This window comes from Chryseobacterium sp. UF-81 (assembly GCF_058245105.1).
Genome location: NZ_JBSIBX010000001.1, coordinates 221181 through 237971 on the forward strand (window position 1 = coordinate 221181; position 16791 = coordinate 237971).

13 protein-coding genes are annotated in these 16791 nt (G+C 38.3%); 6 read left to right on the forward strand and 7 right to left on the reverse strand.

All coding sequences use genetic code 11. From position 1 onward, the window contains the following. Window positions 1-15 precede the first annotated feature (15 nt). On the reverse strand, window positions 16-1254 hold the full coding sequence (locus tag AC4IFE_RS01080) for an aspartate kinase (protein ID WP_490754200.1): 1239 nt from the start codon (window positions 1252-1254) through the stop codon (window positions 16-18). Between the two features lie 325 nt (window positions 1255-1579). Here AC4IFE_RS01080 and fbp point away from each other — a divergent pair, with 325 nt between their 5' ends. Continuing rightward, window positions 1580-2596 (forward strand): class 1 fructose-bisphosphatase, encoded by a 1017-nt coding sequence (gene fbp / locus AC4IFE_RS01085; protein ID WP_040998657.1) that lies wholly within the window; start codon window positions 1580-1582, stop codon window positions 2594-2596. Continuing rightward, window positions 2596-3609, forward strand: a complete 1014-nt coding sequence (locus tag AC4IFE_RS01090) for an o-succinylbenzoate synthase (RefSeq protein WP_490754202.1) — start codon at window positions 2596-2598, stop codon at window positions 3607-3609. The genes fbp and AC4IFE_RS01090 overlap by 1 nt, the downstream gene beginning before the upstream one ends. Here the strand turns inward: AC4IFE_RS01090 and AC4IFE_RS01095 are convergent, their stop codons facing one another. Together AC4IFE_RS01095 and AC4IFE_RS01100 are read right to left on the reverse strand one after the other, a co-directional pair. After that, complete coding sequence (locus tag AC4IFE_RS01095; RefSeq protein WP_490754204.1) at window positions 3610-3753, reverse strand: hypothetical protein; 144 nt, start codon at window positions 3751-3753, stop codon at window positions 3610-3612. Window positions 3754-4171: 418 nt separating this feature from the next. Continuing rightward, window positions 4172-5302, reverse strand: a complete 1131-nt coding sequence (locus tag AC4IFE_RS01100; RefSeq protein ID WP_490754206.1) for an alpha/beta hydrolase — start codon at window positions 5300-5302, stop codon at window positions 4172-4174. A 154-nt stretch (window positions 5303-5456) separates the two neighbouring features. Here AC4IFE_RS01100 and AC4IFE_RS01105 point away from each other — a divergent pair, with 154 nt between their 5' ends. From AC4IFE_RS01105 to AC4IFE_RS01115, 3 genes are all read left to right on the forward strand, one after another. Continuing rightward, entirely contained in the window at window positions 5457-7130 is a 1674-nt protein-coding gene (locus AC4IFE_RS01105) for a glutamine--tRNA ligase/YqeY domain fusion protein (RefSeq protein ID WP_490754208.1), read from the forward strand. 288 nt (window positions 7131-7418) lie between these two features. Next, on the forward strand, window positions 7419-8588 hold the full coding sequence (locus AC4IFE_RS01110) for an MFS transporter (RefSeq protein WP_490754795.1): 1170 nt from the start codon (window positions 7419-7421) through the stop codon (window positions 8586-8588). Window positions 8589-8650: 62 nt separating this feature from the next. Then, a complete protein-coding gene (locus AC4IFE_RS01115; RefSeq protein WP_490754210.1) occupies window positions 8651-10681 on the forward strand; it encodes a TonB-dependent receptor in 2031 nt (676 codons plus the stop codon). Window positions 10682-10751: 70 nt separating this feature from the next. Here the strand turns inward: AC4IFE_RS01115 and AC4IFE_RS01120 are convergent, their stop codons facing one another. Next, on the reverse strand, window positions 10752-11714 hold the full coding sequence (locus tag AC4IFE_RS01120) for a YpdA family putative bacillithiol disulfide reductase (protein ID WP_490754211.1): 963 nt from the start codon (window positions 11712-11714) through the stop codon (window positions 10752-10754). 119 nt (window positions 11715-11833) lie between these two features. On the opposite strand from AC4IFE_RS01120, the gene AC4IFE_RS01125 reads away from it, so the two are divergent. Further along, window positions 11834-12478: a hypothetical protein gene (locus tag AC4IFE_RS01125; RefSeq protein ID WP_490754213.1), complete on the forward strand. Its 645-nt coding sequence runs from the start codon at window positions 11834-11836 to the stop codon at window positions 12476-12478. 93 nt (window positions 12479-12571) lie between these two features. Here the strand turns inward: AC4IFE_RS01125 and AC4IFE_RS01130 are convergent, their stop codons facing one another. Genes AC4IFE_RS01130 through AC4IFE_RS01140 form a run of 3 tightly spaced genes read right to left on the reverse strand, consistent with a single transcriptional unit; the run spans window position 12572 to window position 16696 of the window. Then, window positions 12572-13870 (reverse strand): glycosyltransferase family protein, encoded by a 1299-nt coding sequence (locus AC4IFE_RS01130; protein ID WP_490754215.1) that lies wholly within the window; start codon window positions 13868-13870, stop codon window positions 12572-12574. A 26-nt stretch (window positions 13871-13896) separates the two neighbouring features. Further along, window positions 13897-16437 carry a YfhO family protein gene (locus AC4IFE_RS01135; RefSeq protein ID WP_490754217.1) on the reverse strand — a complete coding sequence of 847 codons (2541 nt, stop codon included), beginning with the start codon at window positions 16435-16437 and terminating at the stop codon, window positions 13897-13899. Between the two features lie 31 nt (window positions 16438-16468). After that, on the reverse strand, window positions 16469-16696 hold the full coding sequence (locus AC4IFE_RS01140; protein ID WP_490754219.1) for a hypothetical protein: 228 nt from the start codon (window positions 16694-16696) through the stop codon (window positions 16469-16471). Window positions 16697-16791 lie beyond the last annotated feature (95 nt).

Sequence of the window (16791 nt, forward strand, 5' to 3'; positions counted from 1 at the left end):
TAGTCGCAGTTAAAATTATTGTGTTACCATTTGAACCGTATTTTTGGAAATCTGTTCCAATAATACATTTTTTTCCTGGTAAAATTTGTCAATATGATCCATCTTCGCATTTCTTACTGTGAATAAAGATACATTTTTAACCGCTTTGGTTTTAAATATTTTTTGAAGTTCATCATTAAGCTCATCCACCTGATTGAATTTGTCTTCCAGGCATAAAGCCAATGAAATAGCGGAATTCTGCATAAGAGATACCTTGATTTTATATTTGGAAAGATATCCGAAAATGAGACTCATATGGTCTTCTGCAATAAATGAGAAATCTCTCGTTGAAATTTTTAACAGAACCTGGTTCTCTTTTAAGATATATGATTCTTCATGTTGGTTTTTATCTGAAGCTCCAACTTTAGTTCCTCCTTTGGTAGGATCTACAAAAGATTTTACATAAAAAGGAATATTTTTTTGCTGCAGAGGCTGCAATGTTTTCGGGTGAATGACACTTGCTCCGTAATAAGCCATTTCAATGGCCTCCTCATAAGAAATATTGGAAAGAAGGGAAACATCGCTGAATTTCCTTGGATCCCCTGTCATTACTCCCGGAACATCTTTCCAGATCGTCATGGCATCAGCATTCAGGCAATACGCAAAAATAGCAGCAGAGTAGTCAGAACCCTCTCTTCCTAGCGTTACTGTAAAATTATTGTCATCAGAACCGATGAATCCCTGCGTTACATAGCAGATATCCGTATTTAAAGTGGAAATAAACTCTTCTGTTTTTGCCCAGTCTACCGTACCTTCTCTGTAAGAGCTGTCGGTTTTGATATAATCTCTGGCATCCAGCCACTGATTGGTAAACTGAATTTCGTTCAGGTATTCACTTAGGATTTTTGTAGAGATCATTTCCCCGCAACTTACCACCTGATCATAGACGAAGCTGTAATTAGGAGATTTGTTTCTTCTTAAGAAAGAATCAATATCATCAAAAAATAGATTGATCTCAGCAAAAACGGCATGGTTTTCAGCAAACAGGCCTTCCGCAATCTCGATGTGTTTTCGTTTTATCTTTTCAATTTCAGTTTGGTAGTTATCCTTCTTGAAATAAAGTTCTACAACCTTTTCCAATTCATTTGTCGTTTTGCCCATTGCTGAAATAACCAGCAGGCACTTGGCAAATCCCTGGCTTTGTAAAACCATAGACACATTTTTTACACTTTCGGCATCTTTTACAGATGCTCCACCAAACTTGAAAATTTTCATTAATTTATTAAAAATAAAATTGTTAGATTAAAAATTACATGAGTTTTTTACGGAGGTCAAAATTATAAATTTACAACGAGATATGAAAGTTTCTGGCGGCTGGATGGAATTAAGATTTAATTAAAATTGAGACTTGATGAATATTATCAGAATTTCATTGATTTATTGTCATCAAATGGGGATTAATTATGCAGGGGAAATTTTAGGTCTATATTATTGTCGGTTCTGTATACTGTTGAAAAACAACCGTTAAGGTCTTTTCTAATAAAAGCTTTCTTTCTCCGATAAATTTTCCGAAATTTGGGGAAAACGTAAAAAGAAAAATATGTCAAATCAACCATTACAGACTTTAGGAGAATTTCTTATAGATAAGCAGGACGATTTTCAGTATTCCACAGGTGAATTTTCCCGTCTGCTGAGCGCAATAAGATTGGCTTCAAAAGTAGTAAACAGAGAAGTAAATAAAGCCGGCATTGTAGATATCACAGGGGCTGCCGGAAACCAGAATATTCAGGGTGAGGAACAGCAGAAACTTGATGTGATTGCCAATGAAATTTTTATTACGGCTTTGTCTCAGAGAGAGGTTGTTTGTGGTATTGCTTCAGAGGAAAATGATGATTTTATTGACATTAAATGTGGTGAAAACGGCCATCTAAGTAAATATGTGGTGCTGATCGATCCTTTGGACGGATCATCCAATATTGATGTTAATGTTTCTGTTGGAACTATTTTCTCTATTTACAGAAGGGTAACAGAACCAGGAACCCCGGTTCAGCTGGAAGATTTTCTTCAAAAAGGAATTAATCAGATTGCGGCAGGATATGTGATTTACGGTTCATCTACCATGATCGTTTATACTACAGGAAATGGGGTGAACGGATTTACTCTGGACCCTTCATTGGGAACCTATTATCTTTCTCATCCTAATATGACATTTCCTACCAATGGGAAGATTTATTCCATCAACGAAGGAAACTATATCAAATTCCCTCAGGGTGTGAAAAACTATCTTAAATACTGCCAGATGGAAGAAGGAGACCGTCCTTACACCTCAAGATATATTGGTTCCTTAGTAGCAGATTTTCACAGAAACATGCTGAAAGGTGGAATTTATATTTATCCTTCCTATTCCCAGGCTCCGAACGGGAAACTAAGATTGCTCTACGAATGTAATCCGATGGCGTTCCTTGCTGAACAGGCTGGAGGAAAAGCTACAGACGGGTTCAGAAGAATTCTGGAAGTAGAGCCTACAGAACTGCATCAGAGAATTCCGTTTTTCTGCGGAAGTATTCAGATGGTGGAAAAAGCAGAGGAATTTATGCGGATTGACAGTGTAAAGTAATGAAAGCAAAATATTTCAGATATTTATTAGAATTTAAACGCCCGAGCGGAACGTCTCGCGGCGTTTTGCATGAAAAAGAGACCTTTATCCTTGAAGTTGAAGACAATGGAAAAAAAGGAACAGGGGAGTGTGCAGTATTCAGGGGCCTGAGTTTTGATGACAGGCCGGATTATGAAAAAAAACTGCAATGGCTTTGTGAAAATATTGAAGGGGATTATCTGTATTTGAAAGAAGAACTGAAACAATTCCCGTCTATATGGTTCGGATATGAGCAGGCGGTTTTGAATCTGAAATACGGAGAAAACCTGTATTTTCCAAGTGAATTTACCGAAGGAAAATCTGCTATCATGATCAACGGACTTATCTGGATGGGAGATATTCAGTATATGGAAGAGCAGATCCGGGAAAAGCTTGAAAAAGGCTTCCACTGTATCAAGCTAAAGATTGGTGTTGACTGGAAATCTGAGCATAAGATCCTTCAAAAATTAAGAGAAAAATTCTCAACAGATGCACTGGAGCTTCGGGTAGATGCCAATGGCGGATTTAATAAGAAGGAAGCGGAAACTGTCCTGCAACAGCTGGCTGATCTGGATATTCATTCTATTGAGCAACCTGTCAAGGCTGGAAACTGGAACGATATGGCGCTTTTATGTGCCAAAACTCAAACTCCCATTGCTTTGGATGAGGAGCTGATAGGAATTACAGATCCTGTTGAAAAGAGAAAACTTTTAGAAACCATTAAACCACAGTATATTATTCTTAAACCTGCACTGGTTGGTGGCTTTGCCGGCTCAGATGAATGGATTTCACTTGCAGAGGAACAAAATATTGGCTGGTGGATCACTTCCGCCCTCGAAAGTAATATTGGCCTTAATGCCATTGCACAGTATACATTCACGAAAAAAAATCCGATGCCGCAAGGTTTGGGTACCGGATCTCTGTTTGTAAATAATTTTGAATCTAGTTTAGAACTGAACAACGAGTTGCTCTGGTTCAAAGACATGCAAAATTAATTAAAGCTCTGGGCAGATAGGGTTGTTCATATGCTCTTCATCCCATGATGTGCAGCATCTTCTTTTTGTATCCCAGTTATTACAACCAAGTGGAACTATGCCTCCTTTGATAACTTTTAATTCTGATTTTTTAAGTTTTTTCATAATAAGATTTTAATTGAGTTGGTAAAGTAAATATCAACTTATTTTTCTTATTACACAATACTTTTAACCTAAATTAAGCAGATTTATACCCATGCAAATTCTCCGTAAATATATTATATTACGGAAGGGCAAAAAATATCTTCAACAATTAAAGAAGATACAGACGTGAAAATGAGTCAAAAGTAGTGTTAGGGTCGATAAACTTTATTTTATGAATCAGTACTCTTATTAAATCACGTCTTTTACAAAAATTGCTTCCTTAATATATCTTACTATATAAGAAAACTTGTTTTTAATTCGTTTCATGATAAAATATTTTATTTCTCTTACTAATGAAATTTGCAATCTTTATGCCATTTCAGGCAATGGATAAAAATTTAACATACAGTTTATTTTATAATATTTTTTTAATTAACCATTAAGAAATAATTGTGAAAATATTTTCGTTATTTTTTAATCTACCTGTGATTAAATTTCTATCAATTCCATGTAAATTCTGAAAAATATCTTTTTGAACCATCGAGCTGGAAAGATATCCCCAATGATTTCCGATTTCATATTTAAGACTGTTCAGAATGTCATCTTCTACAAAAGTACAGTCGATAACAGAAACAATATCTTTCAGTTTTTCAATATCGGTGGGGCCATTTTTGCCTAATCTGGGGGTCAGTATATTTTTAGTGAATTGTGAAATCCCCAGGACGGTGTCTTTTCTGTTGAGATAAATAGAAATGCGGTTGGCCAGCAGCGGAAGCTTATTATATGAATCCTCAGAATCTTCGAACACCTTATAGGTTACATCTGCATTTAAAAGCAGGACCTGATCGATAACGCGGAGAATGTTCTCTCTTTTAAGGCTGTACAGCATGCTTTGAAGCACTCTGTTTCCAAGGGAGTGAGCCATAAGGTGTATTCTCTGATTACATGGAGCAAGGTCACGGGTTGAGAAAATATCTTTTAAAAACTGGGTATAAAAATAGAACAGCCGCATGAGTGATGATCCTGAATTAATGCTGGATGCCTTATCATCAAAATAGGTCAGAGGAATAATACTGCTTGAAGCAGGCCAGCTTACAAAAAGAATATGTTCCACAGGCGATGCCGGGTTATCAATAAACAGTTTTTTAAGATCGATAATCGCTTTTAATTCATCATCAAAATCATAGGCATACCCATGAATAAAAATCAGGACATCGCTTCTTTCCTTTATGGAAGACATATTCTTATATAATTCATAGAACATCCTTTGGGTTCCGCCCAGATTATTGGCCGTCAATGGGGAGCTTTTAATTCCTTTTTCACTCCGTAAAACCTCCAGGACATCTTCATAGCCCTGCTTTTCAGGTTCAGAAAATAATTTGTAATTTAAAATATTGCGGTTGGTGTAATCTTTCTTCTTTTTGGCTGCAGCGGTAGCTTCTTTGTAGTTGTCAAAATCACATTTTGCGATCCTGAAATTGGGAATAGAGTATTCATCATTGGAAAATGAATCTGCTTTTTCGCCTTTGTGCCGGACGATTTTACGATTGCTTAGGATATAAACAGCCATAGTCGGTAAATTTTGGAAGTGGTTTTAGTTGTCTGTAAGTTAGCTAAAAATAATGATTTATCACCCGTCCGGCATTTAGATTATCATTTCCGTAAGCCCCAAATTTTCCGTAACTTTGTCAAACTTTTTTTGCATACAATAAAAGCTAATTTAAATGGAAGAAGAAAAAAAATCACTCAATTTTATTGAGCAAATTATTGAAGATGATATGGCAAACGGTCTTAAAAAAGAACAGATCCGTTTCCGTTTCCCCCCTGAACCTAATGGTTACCTGCATATTGGCCACACGAAAGCCATCTGCATCAACTTTGGGCTGGGCGAAAAATACAACGCTCCCGTAAACCTTCGTTTCGACGATACGAACCCTGAGAAAGAAGAACAGGAATTCGTAGATTCTATCAAAAAAGATGTGGAATGGTTAGGTTTCAAATGGGATAAAGAGCTGTATGCATCCGACTACTTCCAGCAGCTTTACGAATGGGCCGTACAGATGATTAAAGAGGGAAAAGCTTATGTAGATGAGCAGCCTTCTGAAGTCATCACGGAACAAAGAAAGAACCCTGCAGAGCCGGGAATAGAGTCACCGTACAGGAATCGTCCGATAGAAGAATCTCTTGATCTTTTTGAAAGAATGAAAAACGGAGAATTTGAGGAAGGTTCTATGTCTCTGCGTGCACAGATCGATATGGTTTCCCCGAACATGAATTTGCGTGATCCTGTGATGTACAGAATCCTGAAAAGGCCTCACCACAGAACAGGTACAGCATGGAAAATCTATCCGATGTATGACTGGGCTCATGGTGAATCAGATTATCTGGAGCAGGTGTCACACTCATTATGTTCATTAGAGTTTGAAAATCACAGACCTCTTTATAACTGGTATCTTGAGCAGGTATACGACGAATCTAAAATAGCCCCTAAGCAAAGAGAATTCGCCAGAATGAATGTCTCTTATATGATCACTTCCAAAAGAAAGCTTCAAAGGCTGGTGGCTGAAAAAGTAGTAACAGGTTGGGATGATCCGAGGATGCCTACCATCTCCGGAATGAGAAGAAAAGGGTTCACACCGGCATCAATCAAAAATTTCATTGAAAAGGTAGGGGTGGCCAAAAGAGAAAACCTGATCGAGATCCAGCTGCTTGATTTCTGTGTACGTGAAGACCTGAACAAGGTGGCAAAACGTGTGATGGCAGTTGTAGATCCGGTAAAACTGGTTATTGAAAATTATCCTGAAGGTAAGGAAGAATGGCTTGAAACTGAAAATAATCCTGAACAGGAAAATGCAGGGACAAGAGAAGTTCCTTTCTCCAGAGAGTTATATATCGAAAGAGAAGACTTTAAAGAAGAGGCTAATAATAAGTTCTTCAGACTGAAATTAGGCGGGGAAGTCCGTCTGAAATCAGCTTACATCATCAAGGCAGAAAGGGTAGACAAAGATGAAAACGGTGAGATCACTACCATCTATGCTACCTATGATGAAAAGAGCAAATCCGGAAGCGGAACCGAAGAAAGCCTAAGAAAAGTAAAAGGAACACTTCATTGGGTATCTGCTGCTCATGCGATCCCGGTAGATATAAGAATTTACGAAAAACTCTTTACTGTAGAGCAGCCTGATGCAGAAAAGGATGTAGATTTCCTGAACTTCATCAATCCTGAATCGGTAACAACCATTAAAGGATTTGCTGAACCAAGTCTGAAAGATGTAGCGGTAGGAGAGCCGCTTCAGTTCCAGAGAATCGGGTACTTTACAAAAGATCAGGATTCTACGGATTCCAATTTGGTATTTAACCGTACGGTAACACTGAAAGATTCGTTTAAACCGGAATAATCTTACAATGATCAAATATAAAAGCAGGACTTTCAACAGGTCCTGCTTTTTTTGTTTAATTGGTAATCAAATTGTATCTAAGATCACTTTCTGTTAATTCCCATTAATGGGTTATATCCTTGCCTCTATCAATATGATTGATAAAAAAACTGCCTTTTAAAGGGCTTTCTTGGCCATTTTGTCTATTTTTGCACCTCACTCGAATTTTCTCCCCCAAAAAATAATAATATTGTGAAATTAATTAGCGTATATACGAGTTCTTTCAAAGGACTCTCAGAAGAAAGCTGGATGCTGGCGCTGGTCATGCTCATCAATCGTGCAGGTTCTATGGTACTTCCGTTTTTGGGAGTGTATATGACGGGGCATCTTCATTTCAGCATTGAAAACTCAGGGATTATTCTGAGCTTTTTCGGAATAGGTTCCGTATTGGGCTCTTGGCTGGGAGGGTTAATTACCGATAAAATCGGAGAATACCGCGTTCAGAGCCTGAGTCTGCTTCTGAGTGTGCCTTTGTTCTGTTTGATTCCGCTGTTTAAAACAGAAGTGGGACTGGCTGCCATTATTCTGATCCAGAGTATCGTAAGTGAGACTTTCCGTCCTGCCAACTCGGTAGCAATTACGAAATATGCTAAACCTGAAAATATCACCAGGGCTTTTTCGCTTAACCGGATGGCTGTAAACCTTGGGTTTTCCATTGGGCCTGCATTGGGAGGAATATTATCCGCTATTTCTTATGAATTTTTATTTTTCAGTAATGCCCTGGCCGCACTGCTGGCTGGCCTGATGTATATCCGGTTCTTCGGGAAACGGAATAAGCGGGCTTCCCTGAAACCGAAAAAAGTAAAAGAAGCCCTTGCTGTTAAAAAAGAAAATTCTCCCTACCGCGACGGAAAATTCCTGCTTTACAGTTTTTTCTGTATGCTGTTCGCCATCTGTTTTTTCCAGTTATTCAGTACACTGACTATTTTCTATAAAGATACAGCGCATCTAAGCCAGCAGACTATCGGTTATATTCTTGGCTATAGCGGTTTCCTGATCGTATTGCTTGAGATGGGCTTTGTACAGATTGCAGAAAAATATTTCAGCCTTGCCTTTACTTTGTTCATAGGAACTGTATTGTGCGGGGTTTCTTATGTGATGTTGGCCTTTGATCATTCCATTCTTACACTTGTTGTTTCTATGACCTTGCTGTGTATTGGCGAGATCTGGACGCTTCCGTTTATATCTACCATAACCGCACTGCGTTCAGGCGAAAACAACAAAGGAGCTTATATGGGAATGAACGGAATATCGGTAGCCTTAGCCTTTATCATTACTCCGTATGTCGGGACCATGACTGCAGATAAACTGGGCTTTAACACCTTGTGGATAGGAACCGGGGTACTGGCTGTCGGAATCGCACTTGGATTTTATTTTGTGATTCCATGGATGCTGAAGAAAAGAGAAATTAAAAGCTAAATGCCACGTTTTTAAAAATTACACATAAAAAAATACGATAAAACTTTGCTAGTTTTGTGCTGATGACGAGATTATTAGCATTATTTTTTATTCTCACGGTGTCGTTTTTCTTTTCGCAGAAAAAGGATACTGCTGTTCTGATATCTGAGGTGAAAATTGATGCCTATAAGAAGCCGGCTCTTTTTATGACCTCTACGAAATCCGTAGCGGTTGTTTCTGAAAATCTTCTGGAGCAGAATTCTCCGGAAAGACTTCTGGAAGCTGTCAATCAAATTGCGGGAGCCAGAATGGAGGAGCGCTCACCGGCCAGCTACAGGATATCAATCCGTGGAAGTACCCTGAGATCTCCTTTTGGCGTACGGAATATCAAAGTCTATCTGGATGATTTCATTTTATCGGATGCGTCCGGGAATACTTATTTTAATATCATATCCCCGAAGCTTATCGACAGAATGGAGATTTATAAAGGCCCGGAAAGCGGAGATTACGGAGCTGTAACTGGTGGAACGGTGCTTTTGAAGACCATGAAATCAGATCATCTATCTTCCGGAATTTCTATAGGAAGTTATGGAACTTTCGAACAAAATTTTGATGTTGCCCGTCAGGAAGGGAAACACTTTTTTGAGCTTTTCCAGAATTATTACCAGACAGACTCTTACCGTGAACAATCGGCTGTAAAGAGACAGCAGATCTATCTTAAAGATCATTTTAAATATGCTTCTACGGCTTCACTGAATGCTGTACTATTAGTTTCTAATCTGGATTATGAAACCCCGGGCGGACTTACCCTGCAACAGATGGAATCTGACAGGAAGCAGGCAAGGCCAGCTGCTGGAGGGCTTTTGAGCGCAAAGGAACAAAATGCAGGAATCCGTAATAAAATGGTTTTAGCAGGAATTTCACATGAGACTGCTATAAACCCAAATTTTTCACACTTTATTTTAGTACAGGGTTCCTATGTAGATTTTAAAAATCCTTTTATTACGAATTTTGAAAACAGATTTGAAAGGAATTTTGCCTTGAGGACCCATTTTAATTATGAAAAAAACTGGACCAATATATCCTTAGCATTGAGGTTAGGGTTTGAGGGTGGAAATCAACATATTCTGGTTAAGAATTACAGCAACAATAAAGGAATACCGGGCGATCCTCAGAATTTTGATCAGTTAAAAAATAAGTCCGGCTTTTATTTTCTGTCACAAAAACTGAATTTTAATGAAAAGCTTTTTACCGATATTTCGATAAGTTTAAATTCCAATTCCTACGAATGGGAGAGAATGTATCCGGCTTCAGAAGAGGATAGGGTGAAATTTAAAGAACAATGGCTTCCGAATTTTGGCATTACTTATCTGCTGGGAAAAGGTTTTTCGATAAGGGGAAAAATAGGAAAAGGAAATTCAGCTCCTACAAGCGAAGAAATCCGGTCTTCCAATCAGCAGTTTAATCTAAATCTTGTTCCTGAATACGGCTGGAATAAAGAAATTGGTTTCAGAAAGCAGTTTGGAAATATTATTTTTATTGAAGGAAGTTATTTCGATTTCAGAATGAAAGATGCCATTGTAAGAAGGCAAAATGAAAGTGGGCAGGAATATTTTGCCAATCAGGGGAATATCGTCCAAAAAGGGGTGGAAGTTCTTGTAGAATCTAAAAGCTTTCATCTTAAAAATGAAATATTCAGCAGCTTTAAGTTCCGGTTTTCCGGAAGCTTCTATGATTTTAAATTCAGAAATTATAAACAGCTTGAGAAGGATTTTTCAGGAAATGAAGTTACAGGAGTACCGGACACGACGGTAAACAGTTTATTTAATTTTGTTTTTTTAAAAAAGCTTAATGTAGACTATTCTCATTACTATATCTCAAAAATACCTCTGAATGACGCCAATTCCGTCTGGTCAAAACCATGCCTGGTAGGAAATATCAGATTAGGATTTCCAATACAAATTGATGGTGCAAAATTGAATGTACATCTGCAGATTCAGAACCTTTACAATACGGATTACATTGCCGGTTTTGATATCAATGCTTTTGGAAGCCGTTTCTATAATCCTGCTGCAAAAAGGAACTTTATCTTCGGAGCGAATGTTGAATTTTAACAGACTGCCATTGCATCAGAATTCGCAAAATTCAGTTCAAAATATATAAAAAAGGCACAATGAATTAATATTACTTAGAAAATATATTTCTTACAATCATCTCCGCATGAATACGTGAATTTTCTATAAACCAGAGATGGGTGTCTTTTCCACCACAGACTACACCGGCCAGATATAAATTCGGGACATTGGTTTCCATGGTTTCCGAGTTGTACTGTGGATTCAGGCAGTCGCCCTGCAGTTCCAGTCCGGAATTTCTTAAGAACTCAAAATCGGGTAAATAGCCGGTCATGGCAAGGACAAAATCATTTTCAATGTCATTTATCTGTCCGTTTTCATCTTTAAAAATGACAGAATTTTCGGTAATTTCTACTATTTCTGAGTTAAAATGAGCTTTGATGCTTCCTTCTGCAATTCTGTTTTCGATGTCCGGTTTTACCCAGTATTTTACACTTTTGGAAATTTCGGAATGACGGATGATCATCGTCACATCAGCACCTTTGCGGTAGGTTTCCAGAGCTGCATCCACCGCGGAATTACTGGATCCTATAACAACCACTTTCTGCTTTGCATATGGATAAGGCTCTGTATAATAATGCTTCACTTTCGGAAGATTTTCTCCCGGAATATTCATCAGATTCGGGATATCATAGAATCCTGTGGAAATAACCACATTCTTGGCCTTATAAGCTGCTTTTGAGGTTTCAATATCAAAAACATCTCCGGTTTTGGAAACTTTCAGAACTTTTTCATAGAGATTAATATTGATATCCCTCTGCCTGGCGATCCCCTGATAGTATTCCAGTGCTTCCTGTCTTCCCGGTTTGGGAGCAGTAGAGATGAACGGAATACCATCTATTTCCAGTTTTTCTGCCGTGGAAAAGAAACGCATATACAAAGGATAATGGTATAATGAATTGACGATGGTACCTTTTTCTATGATCAGATAGGTCAGATTGTTTTTCTGCGCCTCAAGAGCACAATTCAGACCAATAGGCCCGCCTCCGATAATAAGGATGTCTAAAATTTCCATAGGACAAATTTACTTAAAACCACCTTATTAAACAGAAAATTGGCGACAGAACTTATCTATCAGAGGTATTGTATTGGCATCAGTTTTGGTGCTTTTTTATGAATCAAAAAATTGAAAAGATGAAAAGCTTCATTATCCCGGTATTGTCATTAACCTTGTTGGCGGCCTGTAAGAAAAACCCTGAAAAGCCTGTTCCCAATGTAATAGATTCTATGGCTCAGGCCAGGGAAAAAAATATTGAGACGGCAGCACAAAAGAAAAAAACGGATGAGGTAGCTGTGAAGGCTGCTAACGATGGGATTCTGCAGGCTTTGAAAAATAAAGATTACAAAACTTTTGCAACATTCATTCATCCGGAAAAAGGAATCAGCTTCTCAATGTATGGATTTGTTAATCCAAAAGAAGACAAACATTTTTCCAAAGTGGATTTCGAAAAATTCCAGCCAACAAAGACTGTATTTACCTGGGGTGCCCAGGATGGTTCAGGAGATCCGTACAAAGCAACCATCAATGATTATTTTGCAAAATGGGTTTTCTCCAAAGATTTTACCACCGCACAATATTCATTGAATAAATTCCAGGCTGGCGGAAATTCACTTAATAATTTAAAGGAAATATATCCCGGTAAAGACTTTACCGAAAACTATATAAAGGGGACCGAAAAGAATGGTGAAATGGATTGGAAGACCATCCGTTTTGTTTTTGAGGAGTTCCACGGGAAACAATATCTGGTAGCTGTTGTCAATGACCAGTGGACGATTTAATCTAACCTGAGCTAAGGGAATTAAAGTTAAAGACTGAACGTTATTAATCTGGTTACCCTTGTCAAGGTTCAAAACCTTGACAAGGGTAGAAGGTTAACCTAAAATCTCAGCCAGTTTTTTAGTGAGATTTTTCCTGGAAAACTGTTCAATATTCTGAGTATTTTCGAGAAGACTTCCTTTTTTCCAAAGCTCAAATTTTTCCAGAATAAAATCTTTGATCACTTTAGAATCTTCATAACCGAAATGTTTTCCGGCAGCAGTTTCGGTAAGGATTCTTGCAACATCAGCATCATTCGGGCCGAAAGAAATAATCTGCTTTCCGGTCGCCAGGTATTCAAATATCTTCCCGGGAATGATCCCTTTAGAAGACTCATTGGGGAAATTGGTGATCAGCAATAGATTTGAATTGGCCATCTCTTCAACGGCTTTGTCATGAGAAATATAACCCAGGTTCAGGATATGGTTTTTCAGGTTTGAATTTTCTATGGATTGAAGAATCTTATCATCAATTCTTCCTGCAAATTTCAAAGTGAAGTTATCTGCAAACTCTTTATTTTCCTTTACTAGCTTAGCAAGGATCTTCCAGAGATTCTCAGGGTTTCTCAACTGTTCAAGAACTCCGATATAGCTTAAAGTAAAGGTTTTCTGTTTCTTTTCATCAGTCGCAACGGTTGGTGCCGAAGCATCACTTTCATCAAATCCATTCGTAATGCATATTGCATTGGCTCCTGATTTCCTGAAGTTTTCGGCATCCGTATAGCTTGTTGCTAATGTTATATCTGCATTTTTAAAGACGGCACTTTCAAGCTGTCTGTGTTTCCTGTCGGAACTTTTGGTAAGCTTTAAATGTTTATAATAAGAAATCTCTGTCCATGGATCACGGAAATCTGCAATCCATTTCAGGTCCGGGAACTTCTTTTTCAGTCCCAGGCCGATCATATGAAGAGAGTGGGGCGGGCCGGAAGTTACCACCACATCTATTTTATTTTCTTTTAAATACTGTTCTAAAAATTTAATGGAAGGTTTCACCCAGAATACCCTTGCATCCGGAATGAAAAAGTTTCCTCTCACCCAGATCGAAAGCCTGGATTTCCAGCTTTGGTTTTTACCGACATCGAATTGTCCGGCTTTGAACTTTTTGTTGCTTTTGTTCAGCTTTTCAGCCAGCTGATAAGGTTCCCAGATTTTAGTTTTTATGATCTCCAGATTTTGAGGAATGTCTTTCAGCAGACTTTCATCGAGCAGGGGATAACTTGGGTTTTCCGGAGTATAAATCACGGGATTCCAGCCGGATTCGGGCAGATATTTAGCAAACTTCAGCCATCTTTGAACACCAGGACCTCCCGCAGGAGGCCAGTAATAGGTGATGATCAATATTTTTTTTTGTTCCATTAATCTTGAACAATGAACTTTAAACGTTAAACAGTTTTCTCAGCAAGCTGTTCTTTTTTCTTATTTTTATTCATCCAGAAGATTCCGAATGCACTCAGTGCGATAAACAGTCCGAAGCATAAAAGCGACAGCCATTTACCTTTTTGTATCACTTCAGGTTCAAAAACCATTCTGATGTTGTGATTCCCTGCAGGAACGTGTACAGCACGCAGAAGGTAATCTGCTTTGATGTAAGGAACTTCTTTTTCATCCACAAACATTTTCCAGCCGTGAGGATAATAGATCTCAGAAAATACAGCCAGCTGAGGTGTTTTAGACTGAGATTTGAATTCCAGTTCATTCGGCTGATACTTTGTTAAATTGATAAATGCCGTAGAATCTGCCTGAACAGGTTTACTGCTGAAATAAGATTTGTCTGCTGATGCAATGACAGCTGTTTTCTTACTGTCGATCACCCCGATAGATTTAATTTCTTCGTCTGGTGTATTCACAAATTTCAGATCACTTACAAACCATGCATTTCCGTTGGCTTTAGGATTCGGCATTGCCTGAGGCTTTTCCGGGCCTCCCATTACCCAGTATTTTGCGTTCAGAAGGTTAAGAATGTTCGGTACTTTCACAGAGTCCATGATCTGGAAATATTCATTAATCACATCGTCATATCTTCTCAGCTTTACGGCATGATACCCCCCGATTGAAGATTTGAAATATGATGTATTCGTTTCGCTGAATGTGCCTAAAATATTATTGAAAATCCTGTAATGTGTTTTGTCCTTTTCAGCAATGGTTTCAAGCGTTTTATTAACGTTGACATTAGCAAGAATAGATTCTAAGTTCGGATTTCCCTGAACTTTTTCTGCCAGCAGGTCTGAGCTCTCCGTCTGGAACGGGTTTTCAGCAAAAACCTTGTCTACGTAATTCTCATCATTCAGATAACGTTTGTTCACGGTCCAGAGATCAAATAAACTTACAGCTCCAATGATAATCAAAGCAATATTCTGGCTTAGTTTTTTCTTCATGGTTAAGAAAAGAACAGCGGCCGTTACAGCTACATAAATCAATGCTTTTATTGCATCAATTCTGAACAGTTTAAATCTTTCATCAGCCAGATAGTCTAGCAGGAATGGCGGGAAATATGTTTTTTCGCCATCCGTGTAAAAACCAAGCAGTGATTTTCCAAAAATCAGAAGAATCAGAAGCAGTCCTAACGTTCCACCGCTTACATACATAAGGATTTTCTTTTTGTATTCTTCAGTCAGTTTTTCGTCTGTAAAGAACCTGTAAATTCCAATAACAGCAATTAATGGGAATAATAATTCCACCACCACCAATATGGAAGAGGGTGCTCTGAATTTGCTGTAGAAAGGAACATAGTCGATAAAGAAGTCGGACAACGGCATAAAGTTGCTTCCCCATGCCAGTAAAACGGTCAGAATAGAAGCTCCTAAAATCCAGTAACGGTATTTTTTCCACGCAAAGAAAAATCCTAATAAGGCAAGGAAACATACTACGGCTCCCTGATAGGCGGGACCGGAGGTTCCCGGCTGGTCTCCCCAGTAGGTAATCCCGTTGAACCCTTTGGAAATTCTGTCCATTTCAGCTTGTGAGCCTACATTTTCCTGGATAAGCTCCTGAACCCTGTTCATCATTTCCTTAGCTTCCGGTTCCTGGCTTCCGCCCCCCATCAGCCTTGGAATGAAAAGATTCAGAGTTTCCAGTTTTCCGTAGCTCCACATCAGTATGCTGGTTTTATCCAGTCCGGATTCCCCTGAAGTGTGGCTTTCATTCGTCAGGATCTGCTTTCCACGTACGGTTTCTTTGATGTATTCGGAATTGGCCATGATCCTTTGAGAGTTCATTCCAACACCAATTGCACATGAAGCAGCGATAATTCCTGATGAAATAAGAAAATGCTTCATCGGAGTCTTTTTCTGGATAGCTCTTACCAGTTCGGATAAGAACAGAAATCCTAATGCCAAAAACAGGTAATAGGTCATCTGAGGATGGTTCGCCGCAATCTGAAGCCCCATAAAAAGGGTTGTTGCAATGAATCCCCAGATATATTGTTTCCTGATATAAACTAGTATAATCCCGGCAAGAAGCGGTGCGAAATACTCGATGGTATTTACCTTACCGTTGTGTCCTGCTGCTATAATAATATAAAAATAAGTAGATAATCCGAAGAAAGTGGCACCCAATAAAGCGTATTTCCAGTTTCGGACGGCTACCATTCCAAGGAAGAAGAATCCCGCAAAAAGGAGGAAGAGATAATTAACCGGTCTTGGCAGGAAATTCAGGTTGCTGTCGATCTTTTTGATGATGTCGCCTTTGAACTGGCTTCCCATCTGATAGGTGGGCATCCCGCCAAACATGGAATCACTCCAGTAGGTTTCATTTCCGGTATCAGCTCTGTAGTCCAGAAGTTCTTTTGCTCCTCCTCTGTACTGTACGATATCATGCTGGAAAAGCTGTTTTCCTGAAAAAACAGGAGTGGAGTATAAAAATGCTAAAACTATAAATACAACCAATGAAATTGCAATATAAATTAAGTTTTTATTTTTAGCCATACGGGTTATTATCTTTTATTTCTTGGAATTTTTACCTTTTGTCTTTAGTTTCTTTTACCTCTTCATAGTCAACTGTTTCTGCATCCCAGTTGAGGTTCTGTTTATTCTTATTCGAGCTGTTTAGATCCTGCTGTCTGTTATTATTTTTATTATTATCAAATCTGTAACTGTAAAAAGTCTTGAAGAACAACCTTTTCAGGATATTCCAGACAAAGAAAATAATGATGGCAGAGAGAACTAACTCAAGAATGTATTTCATAACTTCTAATTTAAATTCAAGGTTGATGATTTAAAGTTCAATGTTTGCAGTCAGGATTTATAAAATTGTACTGAAAGTTATTATCAACAATAAAA

Bases quoted from the DNA above. Each gene is read 5' to 3' on its own strand.
- AC4IFE_RS01090 (WP_490754202.1), top strand. From the start codon at position 2,596: ATGAAAGCAAAATATTTCAGATATTTATTAGAATTTAAACGCCCGAGC.
- AC4IFE_RS01110 (WP_490754795.1), top strand. From the start codon at position 7,419: ATGCTGGCGCTGGTCATGCTCATCAATCGTGCAGGTTCTATGGTACTT.
- AC4IFE_RS01105 (WP_490754208.1), top strand. From the start codon at position 5,457: ATGGAAGAAGAAAAAAAATCACTCAATTTTATTGAGCAAATTATTGAA.
- AC4IFE_RS01120 (WP_490754211.1), bottom strand. From the start codon at position 11,714: ATGGAAATTTTAGACATCCTTATTATCGGAGGCGGGCCTATTGGTCTG.
- AC4IFE_RS01095 (WP_490754204.1), bottom strand. From the start codon at position 3,753: ATGAAAAAACTTAAAAAATCAGAATTAAAAGTTATCAAAGGAGGCATA.
- AC4IFE_RS01080 (WP_490754200.1), bottom strand. From the start codon at position 1,254: ATGAAAATTTTCAAGTTTGGTGGAGCATCTGTAAAAGATGCCGAAAGT.
- AC4IFE_RS01130 (WP_490754215.1), bottom strand. From the start codon at position 13,870: ATGGAACAAAAAAAAATATTGATCATCACCTATTACTGGCCTCCTGCG.
- AC4IFE_RS01135 (WP_490754217.1), bottom strand. From the start codon at position 16,437: ATGGCTAAAAATAAAAACTTAATTTATATTGCAATTTCATTGGTTGTA.
- AC4IFE_RS01140 (WP_490754219.1), bottom strand. From the start codon at position 16,696: ATGAAATACATTCTTGAGTTAGTTCTCTCTGCCATCATTATTTTCTTT.
- fbp (WP_040998657.1), top strand. From the start codon at position 1,580: ATGTCAAATCAACCATTACAGACTTTAGGAGAATTTCTTATAGATAAG.
- AC4IFE_RS01100 (WP_490754206.1), bottom strand. From the start codon at position 5,302: ATGGCTGTTTATATCCTAAGCAATCGTAAAATCGTCCGGCACAAAGGC.
- AC4IFE_RS01115 (WP_490754210.1), top strand. From the start codon at position 8,651: ATGACGAGATTATTAGCATTATTTTTTATTCTCACGGTGTCGTTTTTC.
- AC4IFE_RS01125 (WP_490754213.1), top strand. From the start codon at position 11,834: ATGAAAAGCTTCATTATCCCGGTATTGTCATTAACCTTGTTGGCGGCC.